The sequence below is a fragment of the Microbacterium sp. genome, from assembly GCF_049661145.1.
GTDB lineage: Bacteria > Actinomycetota > Actinomycetes > Actinomycetales > Microbacteriaceae > Microbacterium.
In genome coordinates, this window is sequence record NZ_JBASZT010000449.1 from 1 (window position 1) to 19,869 (window position 19,869).

Below are 19,869 nucleotides of genomic sequence, written 5' to 3' on the forward strand. Positions count from 1 at the left end.
TTGCGGATGAGGGGACGGGGGAGGAGTCCGGAGGCTCCGGGGCGGCCGAGCTGGAGCGGCTGCGAGCCGCGTGCGGTGAGGCCGTGACGGCCATCCCGGATGCCACGGCCGTCCCGGCGCTGCCCACCGATTGGCCCGATGCGCCGCCGGGGGCGGTGCTGTGCACGGTCACGTCGAGCGGCGCCTCCGGCACGCTGCAGTTCGTCACCGACAGCGCCGCCGCCGCCGTGCTGGACTACTACGAACCGTTGCTGTCGGCATCCGCTCCGCACCGTGGGGACGGCGTGGGCGGGTTCCCGATCCTGAACGGGACCGCCGGCGAGACCGAGTGGGCGATCCAGACCGGGGACGGGTTCTACTTCGTCGCCGTCGAGCAGTGACGCGCCGAGGGCTCCCTCCCCCTCCGCGAGCCGCTACGAAACGCCCGAGCCGCTACGAAACGCCACGGCGAAACGTAGCGGCTCGGGCGAAAGATAGCGGCTCGGCGAGATGCGGGACTCATCTGGTCCGCTGCGGAGACCCGCGGCCGCACATCGAATGAGCGCGTGCTCGAGATCGATTGAGTGCATTCGGTGGGGAGCACGCTGTGCGCACCCCCTCGCTTGCCGGGCACAATTGCACGGCCGGATGCCGGGGCTTCGGCCGCCGGCATCCGTAGACTCGCGATCCGGTGGAACCCTCCTACGATCCCGCGCTCACGTACGAGCAGAACTACGCGGACGGGCCGTTCGGCGCGTTCGCGGATTCCGTCGTGCCCGCGCAGGCGCCCCGCGCAACGACCGGCGAGGGCGACGGCGCGTCTTTCGCGGGCGTGCCGGTGCGGTCTGCCTTCGGCATCCCGGCCGGTCCGCTGCTCAACAGCCGGTACGTGGCCGCCGCCTTCGCGCACGGTTTCGACGTCTGCGTCTACAAGACCGTGCGCACCCGCGCGCACCCCTGCAACCCGTTCCCGAACGTGCTCGCGGTGCACGTCTACGGCGACCTCACGCCCGAGCGGGCGCGGCGCCCGCTGCTGGCCGACGACCGGTTCGAGGAGCCCATCTCGATCAGCAACTCGTTCGGCGTCCCGTCGCGTGATCCCGACGTGTGGCAGCCCGACATGGCCGCCGCCGTCGCAGCCGCAGGCACGGGGGGCACGGCGCAGGTACTCGTCGGCAGCTTCCAGGGCACGCGCGGTGGCGGGGATGCCGCCTTCGAAGCCGACCACGTCTTCGCCGCGCGGCTGGTCGCCGAGACCGGCGCCCGGGTGCTCGAGGTCAACCTGTCGTGCCCCAACGAGGGTGTCGCCGCCCTGCTGTGCTTCGACACCGCGCGGGTGCAGCGCATCCTTGGCGCGATCAAGGACGAGATCGGCGATCTGCCGCTCGTGGTCAAGCTTGCGCGCTTCCCCGACGATGCCGGACTGCGCGAGTTCGTCACGGCGACGGCACCCTTCGTCGCCGGCTATGCCGCGATCAACACGATCCCCGCCACCCTCATCGACGCGACGGGGGCACCGGCCCTGCCGGGCCGCGAGGTCAGCGGCGTGTGCGGCGCGGCGATCCGGTGGGCGGGGCTGGAGATGACTCGGCGACTCGCGGCACTGCGCTCCCGCCTCGAGCTGTCATACGAGATCGTCGGCGTCGGCGGCGTCACGGCCGTGAGCGACGTGCTCGCGTACCGCGAGGCGGGGGCGGATGCCGTCATGAGCGCGACCGGCGCGATGTGGAACCCGCACCTCGCCGCCGACCTGCGCGCGGCGCCCGGTCGCCCCGCGAGGGCGCACCGCGCCGGAGTCGAAACGCCGCCCGCCCGGTAAGCGAGCTCACACGAAGTCGGATGCCACGGCGTTGCGGTGGTACTCGAAGATGATGCTCGTGCGGGTCGAGGCGACGCTGTGCCGCGACGACAGGTGATCCACGACGAACCGGCGCACGGCGGAGGAGCCGTCGACGGCGATGTGGACGAGGAAGTCGTCCACGCCGCCGACGAAGAACAACTGGATGACGTCGGGGTGCACACGGATGTCCTGCGCGAATGCCCGGATGCTCTCCTGCCGCTGGCCCGGGCGAAGCGTGACGCCGATCATGGCCTGCAGGCCGCGCCCCAGTGCCCCCTGATCGACGGCGGCGTGGAATCCGGAGAGGATGCCGCGGTCCACCAGCGTCCGCGTCCGCGCGTGCGCCGTGGACGGTGCGACCCCGAGCGCCGCTGCCAGGGCCGCGTTGGTCATGCGCGCATCGGCCGAAAGGAGCTCGATGATGCGCTCGTCGAGTCGCGGAAGCTGCTCGGGCAATTGGACGTCCTTCGGTCGACGGGTCACACGTGCGATTTCATCCGCATCTTACGTTGACTTTCGGGCGGTCTGTCGAACAGACTTCGGTTGGAAACACATCTGACTCATGGATCTGCGAGATTCTCGGCATCCGATCGTAGGAGACCACCATGCGCATTGCCGTACCCGCCGAGATCAAGAACAACGAGAGCCGCGTCGCGATGACCCCCGCGGGCGTCGACACGCTCGTCCAACGCGGCCACGAAGTCTTCGTGCAGTCCGGCGCGGGCGACGGCAGCGGCTTCGCGGACGAGCAGTACCGCGCTGCCGGGGCGAGTCTGCTCGCGACCGCGGCCGAGACGTGGGCCGCTGCCGATCTGCTCGTCAAGGTGAAGGAGCCGATCGCGAGTGAGTACGGCTACCTCCGCGACGACCTCACGCTGTTCACCTACCTCCATCTCGCTGCCGACCGGCCCCTCACCGACGCGCTGATCGCCACCGGCACGACCGCCGTCGCGTACGAGACGGTCCAGACCGCCGACCGGGCGCTGCCGCTGCTCGCGCCGATGAGCGAGGTCGCCGGACGCCTGTCGATCGTCGCGGGAGCCCACGCGCTCATGCGGCCTTCCGGCGGACGCGGCGTGCTCATGGGTGGAGTCGCCGGCACTCCGGCCGCGAAGGTGGTCGTGATCGGCGGCGGCGTCGCCGGCGAGCACGCCGCCGCCAACGCGCTGGGCCTCGGTGCGCAGGTGACGGTGATCGACATCTCGCTGCCGAGGCTGCGGGCCCTGGAGGAGCGGTTCGGCAGCAGCGGCCTGCAGACCCGGGCGTCGACCCGCTACGAGATCGCCGAGCAGCTCGTCGGCGCCGACCTCGTGATCGGCTCGGTGCTGATCCCGGGAGCGGCGGCCCCCAAGCTCGTCACCGACGACATGGTCGCCGCGATGAAGCCGGGCTCCGTGCTCGTCGATATCGCGATCGACCAGGGCGGATGCTTCGAGGGCTCACACGCGACGACCCACGACGACCCGACCTTCGCGGTGCACGATTCGCTGTTCTACTGCGTCGCGAACATGCCCGGCGCGGTACCGAGTACGTCCACGCGCGCGCTGAGCAACGCGACGCTGCCGTATGTCGTCTCGATCGCGGATGCCGGGTGGGACGCCGCCGCCGCGCGCGATCCCGCGCTCGCGAAGGGCCTGAACGTCCAGGCGGGATCCGTCGTCAATGCGGGCGTCCGCGCCGCGTTCGGTCTCTGACCCGGAAGTCTCGCCTCCCCGGGCAGATCTCCTCGCCCCCGCGACGCGGCAGCGCCGCTGAGAAGCCGCGCGCTCAGGTGACCTCGGACCGCAGCGCACCCAGAGTGGGGACGCGCCACAATCGCGCGCCGACGGCGATCGCGAGTCCCAGGGCGGTGCCGAGGGAGCACACGACCAGGGCCAGGGTGACGCTGAAGTGCTCGGCGAGGGTGCCGCCGAGCATGGCACCGAGGGGCGTGCCTCCCCAGGCGATCATGCGCGCGGTCGTGTTGACGCGCGATTGGAGGTGGTCGGGTGCGAGGGACTGGCGCACGATGATGCCGTTCATGATCGCCAGCGTCGATGCGGCCTGGAAGACGGCGAGGACGACGAGACCGACGCCGATCGAGGTATTGACGGCCCAGACGAGCTGCGTGATCCAGCTGATCGAGAGGGCGGCGATGGTGATCCACCCGGTGCCGACGCTGCGCTGGATGCGAGAGACGGCGAGACTCACGAGGAACGCACCGAGAGCGGTCGCGGAGTAGAGCAGACCGAGGCGGGGATCGTCGTCGGTCATTCCGAGTTGTTCCACCCCGGCGACGATCGTCAGTCCGAGCATCGCTCCTCCCGAGATGCTCGCGCCGGCCCCGATGAGGGTGAGCCACCGAATGATCTCGGTGCGCCAGATGTAGCGGATGCCGTCGGCGATGTCGCTCACGAGGCCTGCGGCTGTCAGGGGCACATCGGCGCCGGGCGAGGCGATGGGCACCCAGTGGACGAAGGCCGTGAGGACCGCAGCGATGAGGTACGCGGCCGCGTCGATGGAGAGCGCAAGGGCCGGGCCGACAGCCGCCGCGATGGCACCGCCGGCAGCGGGCCCGATGAGGCTGATGACGGTGCCGAACGCCACCATCGTCCCGGTCGCGGAGGGGATGCGGTTGCGACCGACCAGTTCGGGAAGGGCGCCGAAGCCCGCGGCATCGAAGAACACGAACAGGCTCGAGACGCCGAGCGCCGCGACGAACAGGTGGGTGACGGTGAGGAGCTCCAGGGATGCCGCGAGGGGGATGCTGGCCATGACCAGGCCGCTGGCTGCTCCCGTGACGACGAGCACGCGCTTGCGATCCCACCGGTCGGCGAGCGCGCCGGCGGGCAGGCCGAACACGAGGTACGGGAGGGCCTCGGTCGCGGTGAGGAGCCCGGTCAGCGCGGGACTGCCGGTGAGCTGGAACACCAGGACCGGCAGCGCGACCAGGGTGATCGCATTGCCCGCCCAGGAGATCGTCCGCGCGGTCAGGAAGAGGCGGAACGCCGGGAGGGCGAGTGCACGGTCGTCGTTGTTCGTCATCGACCCTATGATATAGATAAGCGTTATCAATAAGCGGCGATCGCGAGGGGCGTCATTGGTTGGTACGTCGCGGGGACACCGAGTCCCACCGTTTGCCGCACCGACGCGTTTCCGCGTCCTGACGGTGAGCCTGGTGATCGTGCTGGTGGGGACACTCGCGGCGTCGGTGAGCCTCGGCGCGGTGACGATCCCGATCGACACCGTGTGGTCGGTGGTGTGGGGCCACCTCGGGGGCGGTGCACCGCCCGTCGACCCCGTGAACGACCAGATCGTCTGGACGGTCCGCGTCCCCCGAGCGCTGCTCGGCGTGCTCGTCGGTGCCGGTTTGGCGATCTCGGGGGTCGTCATCCAGGCGGTCGTGCGCAATCCGCTCGGCGACCCTTACCTGATCGGCATCATGCCCGGCGCGTCGCTGGGGGCCGTGACGGTGATCGTGCTCGGAGCCTCCACCGTCGGCGGCCTCGGGCTGTCGGGAGCCGCGTTCGCAGGTGCGATGCTCGCCTTCGGCGTTGTCTTCCTGCTCGGCAGGCAGCACGGGCAATGGCCTCCTGCCCGACTCGTCCTCGCGGGTGTCGCGGTGGGCTACCTCGTCTCGTCCTTCACGTTCTTCCTGCAGACCGTCGCAACGCCCAACCAGGTGCAACGCGTGCTGTTCTGGAGTCTGGGCAGCATCGCCGGCGCCACGTGGGAGGACCTGCCGCTCATTCTCGCGATCGTGGTCACCGGAAGCCTGTTCCTCGGCGTGAATGGACCGCGGCTCAACGCGCTGTCCGCGGACACCGAGCTGACCGCCACCCTCGGAGTGAACGTCGCCAGGTTCCAACTCGCGCTCATGGTCGTCGTCGCGCTCGTCACCGGATCGATCGTCGCCGTCGCCGGAGGCATCGGATTCGTCGGATTGGTGATCCCGCACATCGCCCGCCTCCTCGTCGGCGCTGACCACCGACGCGTCCTCACCGTCTCACTGCTGCTGGGTGCGGTGTTCCTGCCGCTCGCCGACATCGCGGCACGACTGCTGCGCGCGCCGGCCGAACTGCCCATCGGCATCATCACGGCCGCCGTGGGCGCCCCCTTCTTCCTCTGGCTGCTCGTCTCCGGTTCACGCACACGCAAGCGCCGTCGCACATCCGCGCCCGCTTCGCGGTCGCCCTCGATCACCGATGGGGTTCATACCGCAGCCACGACAGGGCGGATGCGCACTTGGCCTCCCGGTATCAAGGGGTGGGAGCCGTGAGGGTCGCCGCGGACGGAGTGAGCGTCGACATCGACGGCATCCCCGTCGTCAAAGGCGTCACGCTCGCGGCTCCCGCGGGTAGCGTGGTCGCCCTCGTGGGTCCGAACGGATCGGGAAAGTCGACTCTCCTGCGCACGGTCTACCGCAGTCTGCGACCGAACGCCGGGCGTGTTCTCCTCGACGACGATGACGTGTGGCGGCTCACCGCGCGGGAGTCGTCCCGACGGACCGCGGTCGTGCTGCAAGACGACTCGCCCGAGTTCGAGTTCACCGTCCATGAGGTCGTAGAGCTCGGTCGGGTCCCGCATCGTCGCGGTCTCGATCGCACCACGAAGACCGACCGCGCGGCCGTCGCCGAGGCTCTCGCGGCGGCCGGCGTCACCCACCTGCAGGACCGCTACCTCACGACGTTGTCCGGCGGTGAACGCCAACGCGTCTATCTCGCCCGCGCTCTCGCACAGCAGACACCCGTGCTGGTGCTGGATGAACCCACGAATCACCTCGACCTGCTCGCACAGACCGAGTTGCTCGAGCTGCTCGTCGAGGTGCCCGCCACCGTCGTCATCGCCCTGCACGATCTCAACCTCGCCGCCGCCTACAGCGACCGCGTCGTCGTCCTCGACCACGGGCGCGTCGTCGCCGCCGGCCATCCCGACGACACTCTCACCCCGGCACTCATCGAGTCGGTCTACGGCGTTCGTGCAGAGGCGAGCACCAACACCCTCACCGGCCGCAGGGTGCTGCACTTCGGCGCCGCACTCCGCCACCGCGGACAGCATCCCGCATCCTCTCGACCAACCCCGCATCACGTCGTCACAACAGAAAGCACTGCGCAATGACCCCTCGTACCCGTATCGCCACCGCCGTCGGCGGTGGCCTGTCCGCCCTCGTCTTGACCGCGTGCGCGGGCAGCGCGCCCGCGGCGCCGCAAGGCTCCCGTGCTGTCGGGTACCCGGTCACCGTCAGTAGTTGCGGAGTCGATTACACGTACGACCGCGCTCCGGGACGCGTCCTCCTCGGTGCGCCCGGCATCATCAAGACACTCGACGCGCTCGGGGTCGCCGACAGCGCCATCGGATACACCCTTTCCGACTACCAGATCGACGGCATCGACAGCTACCCGAACCTGACTGTGACGACCGCGGACTGGACGCCCTCGCGCGAGTTCCTCATCTCCGCACAGCCGGACCTGTTCCTCTCCAACGATGAGCAGCAACTCCTCGGCGAAGGCGCCGCCACGAAGGATGACCTCGCCGGCATCCCCGCGAATCTCTATGTCCTCGGGAACTATTGCGTCGAGGCTCCCGCACGCTCCGACATCGGTGTGATCTACGACGACATCGAGAACATCGGCACCATCTACAACATCCCGAAGGCCGCTGCAGACCTCAACGCCGAACTCCAGGCCCGCGTCTCCGCCGCGGCGGCGCTGAACCCTGGCGACGAAGACTTCACCGCCGGCGCCATCACGCTCTACGACGGGAAGGTCTACGCGCTCGGCGGCACCTACTACGCCGCGATCCTCGACGCACTCGGCCTGACCAACGGGTTCGCGGATCTCGGCACCAACTTCTCCGAGATCACGCCCGAAGCCGTCCTCGCCTCCGACCTCGATGTCATCCTCGTCACGTATGCCGAAGGAGATGGAAGCACCGAGATTCAGAACGCGAAGACCCTGTTCGCGAACGCCCCGGCGGTGGCATCCGGCCGCGTCATCGGTCTCGACGACACGGCGTTCCAGTCCGTCGGGGTCGCCATCATCGACGTCATCGAGACCACGGCGCAGGAGCTGTTCGGGCGCTGAGGTCACATGCCGCACGCGGACCGCGCGAGCGGCGAGCGCGCCGTCCCCATCAGCCCGCGGTCACCGCGGTGAGCGCGCGGCGCGGACTCGGCAGCGGGGTGCGCTCCGAGTGCCCGACGCGCACTGCGAGCAGGATCTCGTCGGTGGGGATGCCGACGGCATCCGCCCACCGCGTCCCGAACCGGTCCGGTACGCCGAGGCTGGCGTCGCGGGCGATGCGCTCGGTGACCTGGTTCATGTGCTGCAGGCCGAGCCCGCTCGCCGTCGCGGCGAGGTGCGCGTGCTGCAGGAGGCGACCGCCGACGAGACGGGCGGCGGGGTCGGTGTTGCTCGGGACGCGGACGATGCCGTACGCGTGGGCGGTCGCAGTGTGGACGGTGCGGGTCGCCTTGACCCAGAACGCGTCGCCGTCGCTGCGGGACTGCGCGGGCAGGATCTTCGCCGCGAACAGGGTGAACGCGTCGAGGCCCTGGCAGTCGAGGGTGAGTCCGTCGCGGTGGCGATCGATGTCGGCGCGGTCGTTGCGGAACCACGTGTACGACTCGACCGACATCTCCTCGTCGTCGACGATCGCCTGCGTCGCTTCGACGTAGAGGTCGCCGATCATCGCCATCGCGCCGGGGTCGGTGATCCAGACCAGCTCCGCCCCGGTTGAAACCTCCGGCAGTGCATCCGCGGTCAGGGCGTCGAGGTCGGCGGCATCCACCGGCTGCGCCGTGTACCGACCGCGATTGCTGTGCCGGTTCGCGATCGCGTCGGCGAGCGCACGCTCGCGGGCCGAAGGCAGCGGCCCGGCGGCCAGGTCTACGTGCGCGACGTGGTCGCCGTCGAAGACATGAGCAATGGTGGCGGTCAGGCCCTCGACGCGGGCGGCGACGGCGAGGTTCTCGAGCGCGCAGCCGAACCCGGCCATCCGCTCGCGGCCGTCGGAGTCGTTCACCGGCATGATCCGCGCGGGGTCGGCATACAGATCGATCGTGCCGTCCGTGACGGCGAAGGTCCACGGCTGGATGTTGTGCGGGTTCGCGGCGAGGGTCGCCGCCGCGACCAGTCGCGTCGTGCCCTCGGCATCCTGCCAGTGCTGCCACAGTTCGTACGGGGCTCCGCGACTCTGACTCCACACGCCGTTCACGGCTCCTCTCACACCGATTCCGGCCGCGCCCGCAAGCACGACCGCGCCGCCGCCGATCGCGACGCCCTTCAGCACCGTCCGACGCGTCGGCCTATTTGTCGGGGCGCTGGCGCGCCCTGGTGGGAGAGAATCTGCCTCGAGGTTGCGAGACTCTCGCGCCGGCTTTGTCGGGGCGCTGGACGGATCCCGATCCTCAACCGGTTCCGGCTCGGTCATCGCGGCCGCGCCTCCGCCAGCCCGAGTGCGCGCCGCCCCGTGTCGGTCAGCAGCGGCTCCAGCACGAGCCGGGCGTAGCGTCGCTTGTCGATGAGCGGGTCGGCGGTGGCGTCGGCGAACGGGCCCGCGGTCTCCGAGGCGAGGAAGATCAGGCTCACGGCATCCTGCACCGTCGCGGGCGGGTCGGGCCGGCGCAGCAGTCCGGCGGCGACGAGCCGTTCGGCGATCGCGACGAACGCGTCGCGGCGCAGAGTGTAGTTCTCGCGGTAGGCGGCGGCGAGCTCGCCATCGGTGTGCAACAGCGCGAGGAGGTCGCGGCGGAAGAACGCATACGTGCCATCATCGACGGAGTGCTCGGCGGCGCGATCCCACAGCGCACGCAGGATGCCGTCGTCAGAGCCGTCCGCCGGCGCGATCGCCTCGCTCTCCAGCCACTGCGCGAACAGCGCACGCACGAGCGCCGCCTTCGTGGGGAACCAGTAGTGCAGGTTGCCCGGGCTCACGCCCGCCGCGCGCGCGACCTGGTGCGTCGACACCGGCAGCACCCCGTCCTCGGCGAAGGCGCGCCGCGCCGCATCGAGGATCTCCGCGCGCCGCTTGGCCGCGCGCTGGGGAGGTCGAGCCGTCGTGGACACGTTTCCAGTATACGCCTTATTAGGCTTCTAAGCCTAATAAGGCGTAGCTTCCAGCCCTGACTTGCCGGGTTCTGCCGGTTCAACCCGCGCGACCCGACAGAACTCGGCAGGCGAGTGTCACCGAAGACGTCAACCGACGACGGAGAGGATGAGGAGGATCGTGACGACGAACCCGCAGACGTAGTTGATCCCGAGCAGAGCCCGCCAGCCTCGGTTGACGTCTGCTGCTGCCGCATCCGTCACCCTCGCGTACGGCGCCGCGACCAGGATGTACGGCAGAACGAGCAGCGCCGCCCACACTCCGGCCGCACCGGTGGTCAGCATCAGGGCGCCCGCCGACGCCCACGCACCGAGCGCCACCCCGACGGTGCGCGACGCCCCGAGAGCCGTCGCGATCGACCTGATGCCCGCCTCGCGGTCGGGCACGACGTCCTGCACGGCGCCGAACGCGTGGGTGCCGATGCCCCAGAGAAGGAATGCTCCGAGCACGGCTGCCGATCCGGCGGTCACCGACCCGGCGCCGAGCACGATGCCGTAGAGCGCAGGGCTCACGAAGTGCACGCTCGAGGTGACCGAGTCCAGCAACGGCACCTCCTTGAACCGAAGCGGAGGGGCGGAGTAGGCGACGACGGCGAACAGGCTGACGGTGAGGACGAGCCAAGACGACGGCGACCCGACGACGGCGAGCGCGATGACGAACGGGACACAACTCACGACCGCGGCGGTCAGCACCGCACCGTGCCGGGATGGCGGCAGCATCGCGCCCTCCACCCCACCCTTGCGCGGGTTGGCCAGATCGGAGGCGTAGTCGAACACGTCGTTGATCCCGTACATGGCGAGGTTGTAGGGGATGAGGAAGAAGAGCGTCCCGATGACGAACGGGAGATCGACGGCCCTCGTGGTCAGGAGGTAGGCGGCCACGAACGGATAGGCCGTGTTGATCCAGCTGAGCGGTCGAGAGACCGCGAAGAGATCGCGGATCACAGCGTCGTCGGTTCTTCGCGCGGACACAGGCACGACCAGAGCGCCGGCAGAATGATCGTCGCGGCGAGCGGGTAGGCGAGATCCTCCACCGGCATCGAGCCGATCCGGATGCCCGAGATGCGCGCCGCGTCGTAGGTGAACAGGCCCGCCGCGATCATGATGTTGTCGAACACGATCGTGAGGATCAGCAGCGCGCCGCCGGCGATGCCCGTCGCGACAACGGATCGACTCCGGGTCGATTCGTCAGCGGCATGCCACATGACGAGTGAGGCGACGACCGCGGCGGCGAGGAATACGGCACTGAGCAGGAGGTACATCAGGACGTGCCCCGCTCCCCCGGTCCGAGCGCGCGCTCCGCTGCACAGAAAAGCACCATCGTGAGTTCGCACAGAAACAGCAGGAACAGCGGCTCCTCCAGCGGGAGCTCGGGTGCGAGCAGGATTCCCGTCATGAGTGCGCTCTCGCCGCGGAGGAAGATCCCGAGCGCGATCCCGGCAAGATCCCAGACCGTGAAGAAGGCGGCACCGGTCGCGAGCACGATCACCGCACGTCCGGGCGAACGACCGACGAACAGTCGCAAACGGAGATCGACGATGACGACGGCGACGAGTGACACGACCACCGACCCCAGGTAGACGAAGCTCATCGCGGCTCCGCCAAGGGTGCTGCAGATCGATCCGCGCGCAGTCTCTTGACGACGAGCTCGGCGCTGATGAGGCACATCGGCAGTCCGACTCCGGGGATCGTCGAAGCGCCCGCATGGAAGAGCCCCCGAACCCGGGATGACGCGTTCCCGCCGCGCAGAAACGCGCTCTGGCGCAGCGTGTGAGCCGGTCCGAGCGCCCCGCCGCGCCAGGCGCCGAACTCACGCTCGAAATCGGCGGGCCCGATGCTGCGACGCACGACGATGCGCTGGCGGAGATCCCGGATGCCGGCCCAGCGCGCGATCTGATCGATCGCCGCATCCACCGTCTGCTCCACCCTCGGGTCTCCTTGCCCGTCCACACCGCCGCCGCCGATCGCGGTGTCGGCGGGCACGGGGACGAGGACGAAGAGGCTCTCGTCGCCCGCGGGGGAGACGTGATCCGTCGCGCTCGTCCGACTCACATAGAGCGACGCCGGCGCGGGGATGCGCGGATTCGCGCCATAGATCGCGTCGAACCCCTGCTCCCAGTCGCGTGTGAAGAAGAGAGTGTGATGCGCGAGTTCGGGCAGCTCGCCGCGCACTCCGAGGAGGGCCAGCACGGCTCCGGGTCCGGGGTCGCGGGCTCGCCACCAGGAGGCACGCCGCATGCGATACTCCGGCGCGAGAAGCTCCTGCTCGGTGACACGCAGATCGACCGCCGAGACCACGACGTCCGCCGGGAGGTGCTCGACGCCCGCCGTCGCATCCTCGATCTCCACGCCGCTGACCGCACCGTCGCGGACGGTGATCCGGCGAGCCCGGCACGAGGTGCGCAGCCGAGCGCCCTGCGTCTCGGCGAGTCCCGCGATCGCGTCCACGACGGTGCCGAACCCGCCGAGCGGGTAGGAGACCCCCTGGCCGATGTCGAGGTGGCTCATGAGGTGATAGATGCTCGGCGCGGCAGCCGGCGAGGTCCCCAGGAACATCGCCGGGTAGCCGAGGATCCGCCGGACGCGCGAATCCTGCGTGTGCCGGCCGATGAAGCCGTCGAGCGGTTGACTGAGGAGTCGGACCAGCCGGGGCAGACGGCTCAGCGCCTCGCGCCCGAGAAGCGGACGGATCGACTGGCACGTGCTGTAGAGGAACGTCGACGTCGCGAGGGCGTACGTCTCGGCCGCGGAGGCGAGGTAGTCGTCGATGCGCTCCGCCGCATCGGGATCGAGTGAGACCAGCGCGTCGCGCGCGCCCGTCGCCGGCAGATCGAACGGCGTGACGTGTCCCTCGAAGTAGACGCGATAGCCCGGATCCAGGCGCACGAGGTCCAGTTGCTCAGAAGACGTCGTGCCGAGCAGCCGGAAGAAGTGATCGAACACCTCGGGCATGAGGTACCAGGACGGACCGGTGTCGAACGAGAAGCCCTCCGCAGCCCATCGCCCGGCGCGGCCGCCCAGCTCCCCGCGGGCCTCGACGAGAGTGACGTCGGCGCCCTCCCGCGCGACGAGCGCCGCGGTCGCCAGGCCGGCGACGCCTCCGCCGATCACGACTGCGCGTAGCTGAGCGTTCACTCCGCAGCCCGTTCCCACACCGCGCCCGCGAGGACTCGCAGCTTCGTTGCCCTCGAGAGCGAGATCCGACGTCGGCGGATCTCGGCCGCCGGCGTCTTGCGAAGCTCGTCGTTCAATCGGCCGAACAGACCGGCCGCCGCGGCCGTCGCCCGGCGCGAGCGCGGTGGAAGACGGCCGATCGCGGACCGAGCGACAGCCAGATCGAGGTCGATCTCCTCGACGACCGCGTCCTTGTCGTCGTCTGCGAACGCCGCCGGATCCACCCCGGGCAGATACACCCGGCCGAGACGATCGATGTCGTCGGCGAGATCCCGCAGGAAGTTGACCTTCTGGAACGCGGCGCCCAGCCGCCGGGCGCCCTCCTCCAGCTGGTGATCGATGCGGATGGACGGCTCCTCCGTAACGAATGCCCTCAGACACATCACTCCGACGACCTCCGCCGAACCGTAGACGTAGCGGCGGTACGCGTCGAGATCGAAGATCGCGATGCCGTCGGTATCCATTCGCATGGACGTGAAGAACGGCACGATCAGGTCCGCGCCGATCCCGGTCTCACGGGCGGTCACCGCGAAGGCGTGGACGACGAGGTTCGCGCTGAACCCGCGCTCGAGCGCCGCCAGGCTCTCGTGCTCGAACTCTTCGAGCAGCGCGCGTCGCTGCGCGCGATCCAGCCCCGCCTCGACCCCGGGTCCGTCGACGATCTCGTCGGCCACGCGTACGAGAGCGTAGATGTCGGCGACTCGCCGACGGACGTCGCGCGCAAGCAGCCGGCTCGCGAGGCCGAAGGATGTGGAGTAGGCCCCGATGATGCGCGCAGACGAATCGTGCGCTGTGCGGGTGAACAGCGCGAGCCCGGTGACCGCCGTCATGCCCCACGCTCCGCGCACAGCCGTGCGATCTCACGCAGTGCCCGTGCCAGGCCGTCCGGCAGTCGCGCCGATGCGATCGTGCGCTCCAGCTGGGCCAGATGGACCGTGATGACATCCTCCACCGCCCGAGCCGCACCGCACGCGACCAGCGCTGCGCGCAGCAGCCCTGCCTCTTGCGCGCTCAGCGAGCGACGTCCGAACAGGTGGGCCACCTCCTGCCACTCGGGCTCCGGAGCGGCGAACGCGATGAGGAGAGTCCGCTTGCCCTCGCGGAGGTCGCCGCGTACGCTCTTCCCCGTTCGATCCTCCGCACCGAAGACGCCGAGCATGTCGTCTCGTAGCTGGTAGAGGAATCCCAGCTGAATGCCGATTTCCGACAGTGCGTCCTGCGTCGCCCGGTCCGCCCCGGCGAGGGCGGCTCCGGCGCGCAGCGGAGCGGCGAAGGAGTACGAAGCCGTCTTCAGCTCCGTCATCCGGCGGATGTCGGGGACGCGGGCGTCCAGGATGCCGAGCGCCAACCCGATGTCGGCGTGCTCGCCCACAGCCGTCAGGAGAAGTGCGTCGTCGACGATGTCGTGCAGTTCGCTCCGGGCAGGGCCGTCGATCCGCGCGAGCAGCGTGTGCACTGCGCTGAGGAGGAGGTCCCCCGCGAGCAGGCCGGACGCCGCACCCCACGCCGTCGCTCTTCGGGGGTCAGCGCCGCGGTTCGTGGCGTCGCGGACGAACTCGCCGATGAGATTCGGACGTCCTCGACGGACGACATCTCCGTCGAGGACGTCGTCGTGGAGCAGCAGCGCGGTGTGGAGGATCTCGAACGCCGCGGCGGTCACTGTCGCACCGTCGCGGTCACACCCGCCCAGCTCGTCGTGCGCGAGAAGCACCAGCCGGGGCCGAAGTCCTTTCCCGCCCCGCGCGCTGTCGGCTGCCCGTCGCCACAGCTGCACTGCGTGGGTGCCGAGAGAGGACGCGCGCCGGACCCTGTCGGCGAAGTAGTCCTCGATCACGGCGTCGACGCTCTGCCGGGTCGCGCTCGCGGAGTCTGTCATGATCTCGCCGGTCACGGGTTTACCTCCTTTGGAATGTAACTAGCTTAGCTAGATAGTAGAGAAGGATACATCTAGGCGTGGACTACCCTCGTGCTCATGACGAGCGAGACGGACAAGCCTCAGCGAATCGTCATGCATGACCCCCGCGTGCTCGACCCGAAGGAAGAACTCGTCCGGCGTTCTCACCTCACCGACGAAGAACTCGCGCAGATTCTGGCGGTCCTGGAAGCGATGGGCCGCTGGCGGGAAGCCGAGCGGGCCATGAGCGAGGCCTCGCAGCGCTACATGAAGCTCGGAGAGACCGACATGCGCGCACTGAGGTTCCTCATCGCCGCGAACCGGCAAGGCGTTGTCGCGACGCCCGGCATGGTCGCAGCACATCTGGGGATCTCCACGGCATCGACGACGAAGCTGTTGGATCGGCTCTCGGACGCTGGCCACCTGCGCCGCCTGCCCCATCCGAGCGATCGCCGCAGCCTGGCCCTCGAAGTCACCGACGAGACCCGTCGAGCGGCTCGCGAGAGCATCGGGCACGATCACGCCCGACGGTTCGACGTCGTCGCAGCGCTCACGTCGGCAGAGCGCGACACCGTGACGCGGTTCTTCGACTCGCTGGTAGCGACGGCGAAGGCGACGGACGTCTCGTGACGACCGTTTCGTCTAACCAGCGCCGAGCAGCAACTCGATCTCGTCCGCGAGCTCGGCGACCGGGCGGCGCGCGTCCAGCTCGACATCCGCGCTCGCGCGCAACAGCGGCTCCACCTCCCGTGCGTAGTGTCGGATCTCTTCGCGGTCGTGGGCAGACCCGCCGTAGGTATTGTCCGTGCGCCGACGCACACGTTCCAGAAGGACCTCGACGGGCGCGCTGAGGAGAACGACGTGCTCGAAGCGATCGTAGAACGTCCCCTGGTTCTCCACGGTTCCCGAAACCACGATGCGCTTCTCGGCGGCGAGAAGCGTCGACATCCGGGGTTCGTCCCACCGGCCGTCGGGGAGCACCCACCCGTCGTAGTCCGTGTCGAGCGTCCGGTAGCCGCGCTGCGACAACGAGCGGATGACGGTGGACTTGCCCGCACCAGACATCCCGGTCAGCAGCACGCGCGCGAGCGGGCCGTCTGTGATCGCGGCGCGCTCCATGACGGTGATACCCGTCCGATCGTGGTCGGGCGGCTGTGCGAGGAATCCGGCGCGGCGGTAGGCACGGAGCGCGGGGAGGTTGTCGGAGATGACGTTCAGGCGCACGCGCTCGGCGCCCAAACGCGCGGCTTCGGCGACCGCGAGATTCACGATCCGGCCCGCGAGGCCCTGCCCGCGCAGCGCCGGGTCGACGATCACGCGGCCGAGGCGCCCAAGCTCGCCGGCGATGCCGAGGTCGAAGTGCCCGACGAGAGCTCCGGATGCCTCGACGACGACGAACGCCGCAAGATCGCTGCCCACCGTGAGATCCCGCAGTTGGATGCCGGTGAGCGGCCACGACAACCTCGTGCCCGAAAAGAGCGAGAGCGCACCGGCATCCGGAACCCAGCTCACGATCCGTTCGAGATCGCGATCCTCCCGAGCCCTCACCGTCAACTCGAGCCTGTCCGACACACCACCGACCGTACTGGAACAGAGATCGGCGGCGTTCTTCACGACACGCTGGATCACGCCTGGCGGCGAGCGCTTGACCCCCTCGCGAGAATGCGTCAGGCACGCAGCTGCGCGACCGCGGCCGAGACCTCGCTGAGCCCGTAGACGTTCATGAAGAGCGGCCCCGGCGCCTCGCTCCAGCGCGCCGAGGCCAGGTCGCCCATCGAGAACGGCAGCAGGCCCGCGTCGATGATCAGGCGACCCGCGGTGTCGGCGGCGTCCGCGCGGTCGGATGCCACGAACACCGCCGCAGGATCACCGGTCATGGCAGTCTCGGCCTGCTGCACCGAGAGGTTGTGCAGCGCCTTGACGAGGTGCGCACCCGGCAGCAGCTCGACGACGCGCGCGACGGCGGTCGACCCACCGAGGTCGACAAGACCCGTCCGCTCGGGGTTGAACGGGTTGGTGGTGTCGATGACCGTCTTGCCCGCGACACTACCGAGCCGCGCGGCGGCGTCGTCGATCCTCTCGAACGGCGGCGAGAACACGATCACATCGCTCTGCGCGGCGACCTCCTCCACCGCGACCGCCGACGCCCGCTCGCCGCAGGACGCGACGAAAGCGGCGAGCGCCGCCGTGTCACGCGCATAGCTGAAAGCGACGTCGTGCCCACGACCGATCCACGCGCGCCCGTACAGACGCCCGACGTTGCCTGCTCCCACGATCCCGATACGCATCGGCATCCCCTCTCTCGTCACGTGTTCCGTGGACGGCTCGAAAACGCTTCGATTATCGAAGTGAATGCCTACTTTAGCGCTTCGGAAATCGAAGTACAAGTCCGGTAGGTTGAGGGATATGTCGACTCCCCTCCCCGGACGGCCGGTGCGCGGTTCCCGCAGCGGCAGGCCGCTGTTCGCGCTGCTCGACCTGATGACGAGGCGCTGGACGATGCGCATCGTGTGGGAGTTGCAGGGCCGCGCTCTCAGCTACGTCGAGCTGCAGCGCGCCTGCGATGGGATGTCGTCATCCACCCTCGCCGCGCGGCTGCGCGAGCTCGTCGAGGCGGGCGTGGTGGAGCGCGACGGCGGCGGCGCCTACGCCCTCACGCCCCTCGGCGCGGACCTGCCCCCCGCGTTCGACCCGCTCGTCGCCTGGTCGGAGCGCTGGGCACAGCGCCACGTCGCCGACTCGTGAGCCGCGGCATTCCGCCCCCTACGGATCCCCCGCGCCGAGCCGACGCGTGTGGTCGCCTGCGGTGCCAGCCCAGCGACCACACGCGTCGGGTCGGCGGACGGCGGCCCGGGCGCCTGCACGGCGAGCGGCTGCCCGCGGATCGACTGTGATCGGGACCGGCCAGGTCACGCCGGCGGGTTGAGGAGCAGCCAGTGCCCCTCCGAGATCACGTCCGCTCCGTCATCGGTCACGCGGATCGCCGACTGCTCGTCGAGCGCGTATGCCACGCCCGGAATGTTCTCGGCCCAGCGATGGGCTGCGGCCGTCGTGTTGCCGGCCCATCCGGGGTAGTCCAGGTGGGGGAAGATCGAGAAGTCGACGATCCCGAGGGTCTCATCCGTTCCGTCGGGCTGCCAGTCGACGAACTCGCGGCCGATGCGCGGGGTCATGACCATGCTTCCGGCGCTCACGCCGACCCATACCGCGTCGAGGGCGGGCACGAGGTCCGCGAGCCCCGTTTCGCGCATCCAGTGCGCGAGATAGACGGCCTCTCCCCCGTCGACCAGCAGCACGTCGGCCGCCTCGACCCACGGCTGCCACCGCGCGCGGCCGATGGTCGGGAGCGCGGTGAGTTCGAGAACGCCGACCGAACGCCATCCCAGCTCGGTCATCGACTCGCCGTCGGCCCAGCGCCCCGCGACGGAGCGCCATACCGTCTCGGGGCTGCACTGCGGCTGGCCCCACTGCGCAGTGGGGACGAACAGGGCATCCGACTCCTCGATCGGCTTGCCGAGCAGCTGGACGAGCGCCGCGCGGATGCTGGTGTTGGTGATCCCACCGGACGTGAGCAGCAGCTTCACGGTCCAGGCTCCTGGCGAACGTCTTCCATCGGCGGCTCCTTCGCTCTGGCCGAGCGTACTCCCCGTCGCCAGCCAACTAGCCCCACTTTCCGCGACGAGACCAGGTGCGCGAGTACCTGTAGCGCCGTCCACGGTCAGCGCGCGACGCCGAGCCGCGTGAGCGCGTACTCCCACGGGATGCGCTCCTGCTCCAACCGCACATTGCCCTCCGAACCCAGCAGCCGAAGCGTCGACTGCTCGTCGGCCGTCAACCTCGGCAGCACGCCGATGTTCGGCGCGTCGTCCGCACCCCACAGGTCGCGATGAGCGAGCAGGGTCTCGGTGTCCATCAGCGCGGACATCGCGGCCACGCCGTGGCTGCGTAGCCGATGCAGGATCGCGAAACCGTGCGAGTCGAGATCACCCCAATACGTGAGCGAGCCCACACTCCGCACCCAGGGAAGTCGCGCGACGAGCTCCACGCGCTGCCCGCCGCCGTCGATCACGACACCGTCGGCGACCGGCGGCATCGCCAGCACGGTCGCGAGGTTCTCGAACACGAAGATCCGCTCCGGTTCGACATGGAGCTTCGCGAGCTCGCTCACGGGCGCCGAGACGTCGGCGAGACCGCGCGGCGCGAGCGCCGGGTCGAGGAACCGCACCCGTACGAGCGGATCGGGCTCCCACAGCCCCAGCGCGGCCGATCCCGTCGTGGCGCGATGCAACGCCTCGACGAGCCCCCGCCGCGCCTCGATCCACTTCGTGTGGATGCCGCGGATCGGCAGTTCGCGCACGTGACGACCGGATGCCGGGTTCTCCCGCAACCACTCCACCACGCCGACGAGCCGTTCGAAGTCTGGACCGTCGAGCCCGGTGATCGTCCGCGCGTGGGTACGCAGGGCGGCTTCGAGCGCGCCCGCGTCGCCCGGAAGGACGCGAAGGATGCCGAGCCGCTCCGCCAAGAGCGCCCACTCGGCGCTCAGCCCGCCGACCCGTGCGATCGCCGCCGGCCCCCGCACGATGGCACGTTCAGGCACCTCTTGCGACCCGACCCGCGCCCAATCGCGGCGTGCCCACACCACCTCGATATCGCCGGAACGCGACGCGCGACGCCACGACTCGACCCAGGCACGGGAGCCGTCGAGGTCGGCGAGCGCACCGCGCTCGGTGAACGGATGCAGCGGAGCCTCCAGCACCGCGGAGTCATCCCCTTGCGCCGCCCACGCGCGACTGTCGCGGTCGAACACGCGTCGCGCCCGAGCGCGGAGGTCGCCCGTCGTGACGGGTGCCGTCACCGCGGCGCCTCGGGACCGGACACGACGCCGACTGCCACAC

The 19,869-nt window shown here is 69.8% G+C and carries 22 protein-coding genes; 8 read left to right on the forward strand and 14 right to left on the reverse strand.

Features of this window, described 5'->3' with window-relative positions; genetic code table 11:
* On the forward strand, positions 1-380 hold a 380-nt coding region (locus tag WBP48_RS18470), incomplete at its 5' end, for a hypothetical protein (RefSeq protein ID WP_424442253.1).
* 290 nt (positions 381-670) lie between these two features.
* Entirely contained in the window at positions 671-1,798 is a 1,128-nt protein-coding gene (locus WBP48_RS18475) for a hypothetical protein (RefSeq protein WP_424442254.1), read from the forward strand.
* A gap of 6 nt (positions 1,799-1,804) precedes the next feature.
* Here WBP48_RS18475 and WBP48_RS18480 read toward each other — a convergent pair whose 3' ends face one another.
* A complete protein-coding gene (locus tag WBP48_RS18480) occupies positions 1,805-2,275 on the reverse strand; it encodes an Lrp/AsnC family transcriptional regulator (protein WP_424442255.1) in 471 nt (156 codons plus the stop codon).
* A gap of 149 nt (positions 2,276-2,424) precedes the next feature.
* Between WBP48_RS18480 and ald the strand changes: the two genes are divergently transcribed.
* Positions 2,425-3,513, forward strand: a complete 1,089-nt coding sequence (gene ald, locus WBP48_RS18485; protein ID WP_424442257.1) for an alanine dehydrogenase — start codon at positions 2,425-2,427, stop codon at positions 3,511-3,513.
* A gap of 73 nt (positions 3,514-3,586) precedes the next feature.
* On the opposite strand, the gene WBP48_RS18490 is transcribed toward ald, so the two are convergent.
* Positions 3,587-4,843, reverse strand: coding sequence for an MFS transporter (locus tag WBP48_RS18490; RefSeq protein WP_424442259.1), 1,257 nt, complete (start codon positions 4,841-4,843; stop codon positions 3,587-3,589).
* Positions 4,844-4,967: 124 nt separating this feature from the next.
* Between WBP48_RS18490 and WBP48_RS18495 the strand changes: the two genes are divergently transcribed.
* From WBP48_RS18495 to WBP48_RS18505, 3 genes are read left to right on the forward strand one after another with little or no spacing between them, the layout of a single operon-like run.
* Positions 4,968-6,077, forward strand: a complete 1,110-nt coding sequence (locus WBP48_RS18495; protein WP_424442261.1) for a FecCD family ABC transporter permease — start codon at positions 4,968-4,970, stop codon at positions 6,075-6,077.
* Positions 6,074-6,916, forward strand: a complete 843-nt coding sequence (locus WBP48_RS18500; protein WP_424442263.1) for an ABC transporter ATP-binding protein — start codon at positions 6,074-6,076, stop codon at positions 6,914-6,916. The genes WBP48_RS18495 and WBP48_RS18500 overlap by 4 nt, the downstream gene beginning before the upstream one ends.
* Entirely contained in the window at positions 6,913-7,881 is a 969-nt protein-coding gene (locus WBP48_RS18505; RefSeq protein WP_424442264.1) for an ABC transporter substrate-binding protein, read from the forward strand. The genes WBP48_RS18500 and WBP48_RS18505 overlap by 4 nt, the downstream gene beginning before the upstream one ends.
* Before the next feature lie 49 nt (positions 7,882-7,930).
* On the opposite strand, the gene WBP48_RS18510 is transcribed toward WBP48_RS18505, so the two are convergent.
* The 8 genes from WBP48_RS18510 to WBP48_RS18545 all read right to left on the reverse strand — a co-directional run bounded on the left by WBP48_RS18510 (position 7,931) and on the right by WBP48_RS18545 (position 14,968).
* Positions 7,931-9,088, reverse strand: coding sequence for an Acg family FMN-binding oxidoreductase (locus WBP48_RS18510; protein ID WP_424442265.1), 1,158 nt, complete (start codon positions 9,086-9,088; stop codon positions 7,931-7,933).
* Positions 9,089-9,225: 137 nt separating this feature from the next.
* Entirely contained in the window at positions 9,226-9,864 is a 639-nt protein-coding gene (locus tag WBP48_RS18515; protein ID WP_424442267.1) for a TetR/AcrR family transcriptional regulator, read from the reverse strand.
* Between the two features lie 129 nt (positions 9,865-9,993).
* Positions 9,994-10,848, reverse strand: coding sequence for a prenyltransferase (locus tag WBP48_RS18520; RefSeq protein WP_424442269.1), 855 nt, complete (start codon positions 10,846-10,848; stop codon positions 9,994-9,996).
* Positions 10,845-11,165, reverse strand: coding sequence for a lycopene cyclase domain-containing protein (locus WBP48_RS18525; RefSeq protein WP_424442270.1), 321 nt, complete (start codon positions 11,163-11,165; stop codon positions 10,845-10,847). The genes WBP48_RS18520 and WBP48_RS18525 overlap by 4 nt, the downstream gene beginning before the upstream one ends.
* Positions 11,165-11,494: a lycopene cyclase domain-containing protein gene (locus tag WBP48_RS18530; RefSeq protein WP_424442272.1), complete on the reverse strand. Its 330-nt coding sequence runs from the start codon at positions 11,492-11,494 to the stop codon at positions 11,165-11,167. Before WBP48_RS18530 ends, WBP48_RS18525 begins: the two co-directional genes overlap by 1 nt.
* Positions 11,491-13,014: a phytoene desaturase family protein gene (gene crtI / locus WBP48_RS18535; RefSeq protein WP_424442273.1), complete on the reverse strand. Its 1,524-nt coding sequence runs from the start codon at positions 13,012-13,014 to the stop codon at positions 11,491-11,493. Before crtI ends, WBP48_RS18530 begins: the two co-directional genes overlap by 4 nt.
* A gap of 20 nt (positions 13,015-13,034) precedes the next feature.
* Positions 13,035-13,907, reverse strand: coding sequence for a phytoene/squalene synthase family protein (locus WBP48_RS18540; RefSeq protein ID WP_424442275.1), 873 nt, complete (start codon positions 13,905-13,907; stop codon positions 13,035-13,037).
* Positions 13,904-14,968, reverse strand: coding sequence for a polyprenyl synthetase family protein (locus WBP48_RS18545; RefSeq protein ID WP_424442276.1), 1,065 nt, complete (start codon positions 14,966-14,968; stop codon positions 13,904-13,906). The genes WBP48_RS18540 and WBP48_RS18545 overlap by 4 nt, the downstream gene beginning before the upstream one ends.
* 81 nt (positions 14,969-15,049) lie before the next feature.
* Between WBP48_RS18545 and WBP48_RS18550 the strand changes: the two genes are divergently transcribed.
* Positions 15,050-15,601 carry a MarR family winged helix-turn-helix transcriptional regulator gene (locus WBP48_RS18550; RefSeq protein WP_424442277.1) on the forward strand — a complete coding sequence of 184 codons (552 nt, stop codon included), beginning with the start codon at positions 15,050-15,052 and terminating at the stop codon, positions 15,599-15,601.
* A gap of 12 nt (positions 15,602-15,613) precedes the next feature.
* Here the strand turns inward: WBP48_RS18550 and WBP48_RS18555 are convergent, their stop codons facing one another.
* Positions 15,614-16,543 carry a GNAT family N-acetyltransferase gene (locus WBP48_RS18555; RefSeq protein WP_424442278.1) on the reverse strand — a complete coding sequence of 310 codons (930 nt, stop codon included), beginning with the start codon at positions 16,541-16,543 and terminating at the stop codon, positions 15,614-15,616.
* Between the two features lie 95 nt (positions 16,544-16,638).
* Positions 16,639-17,259 (reverse strand): NADPH-dependent F420 reductase, encoded by a 621-nt coding sequence (locus tag WBP48_RS18560; RefSeq protein ID WP_424442279.1) that lies wholly within the window; start codon positions 17,257-17,259, stop codon positions 16,639-16,641.
* Positions 17,260-17,377: 118 nt separating this feature from the next.
* On the opposite strand from WBP48_RS18560, the gene WBP48_RS18565 reads away from it, so the two are divergent.
* Positions 17,378-17,716: a winged helix-turn-helix transcriptional regulator gene (locus WBP48_RS18565; RefSeq protein WP_424442281.1), complete on the forward strand. Its 339-nt coding sequence runs from the start codon at positions 17,378-17,380 to the stop codon at positions 17,714-17,716.
* A 164-nt stretch (positions 17,717-17,880) separates the two neighbouring features.
* On the opposite strand, the gene WBP48_RS18570 is transcribed toward WBP48_RS18565, so the two are convergent.
* Positions 17,881-18,555: a Type 1 glutamine amidotransferase-like domain-containing protein gene (locus WBP48_RS18570; RefSeq protein ID WP_424442282.1), complete on the reverse strand. Its 675-nt coding sequence runs from the start codon at positions 18,553-18,555 to the stop codon at positions 17,881-17,883.
* Positions 18,556-18,689: 134 nt separating this feature from the next.
* A partial coding sequence (locus WBP48_RS18575; protein WP_424442283.1) for a Wadjet anti-phage system protein JetD domain-containing protein occupies positions 18,690-19,869 on the reverse strand: 1,180 nt, incomplete at its 5' end.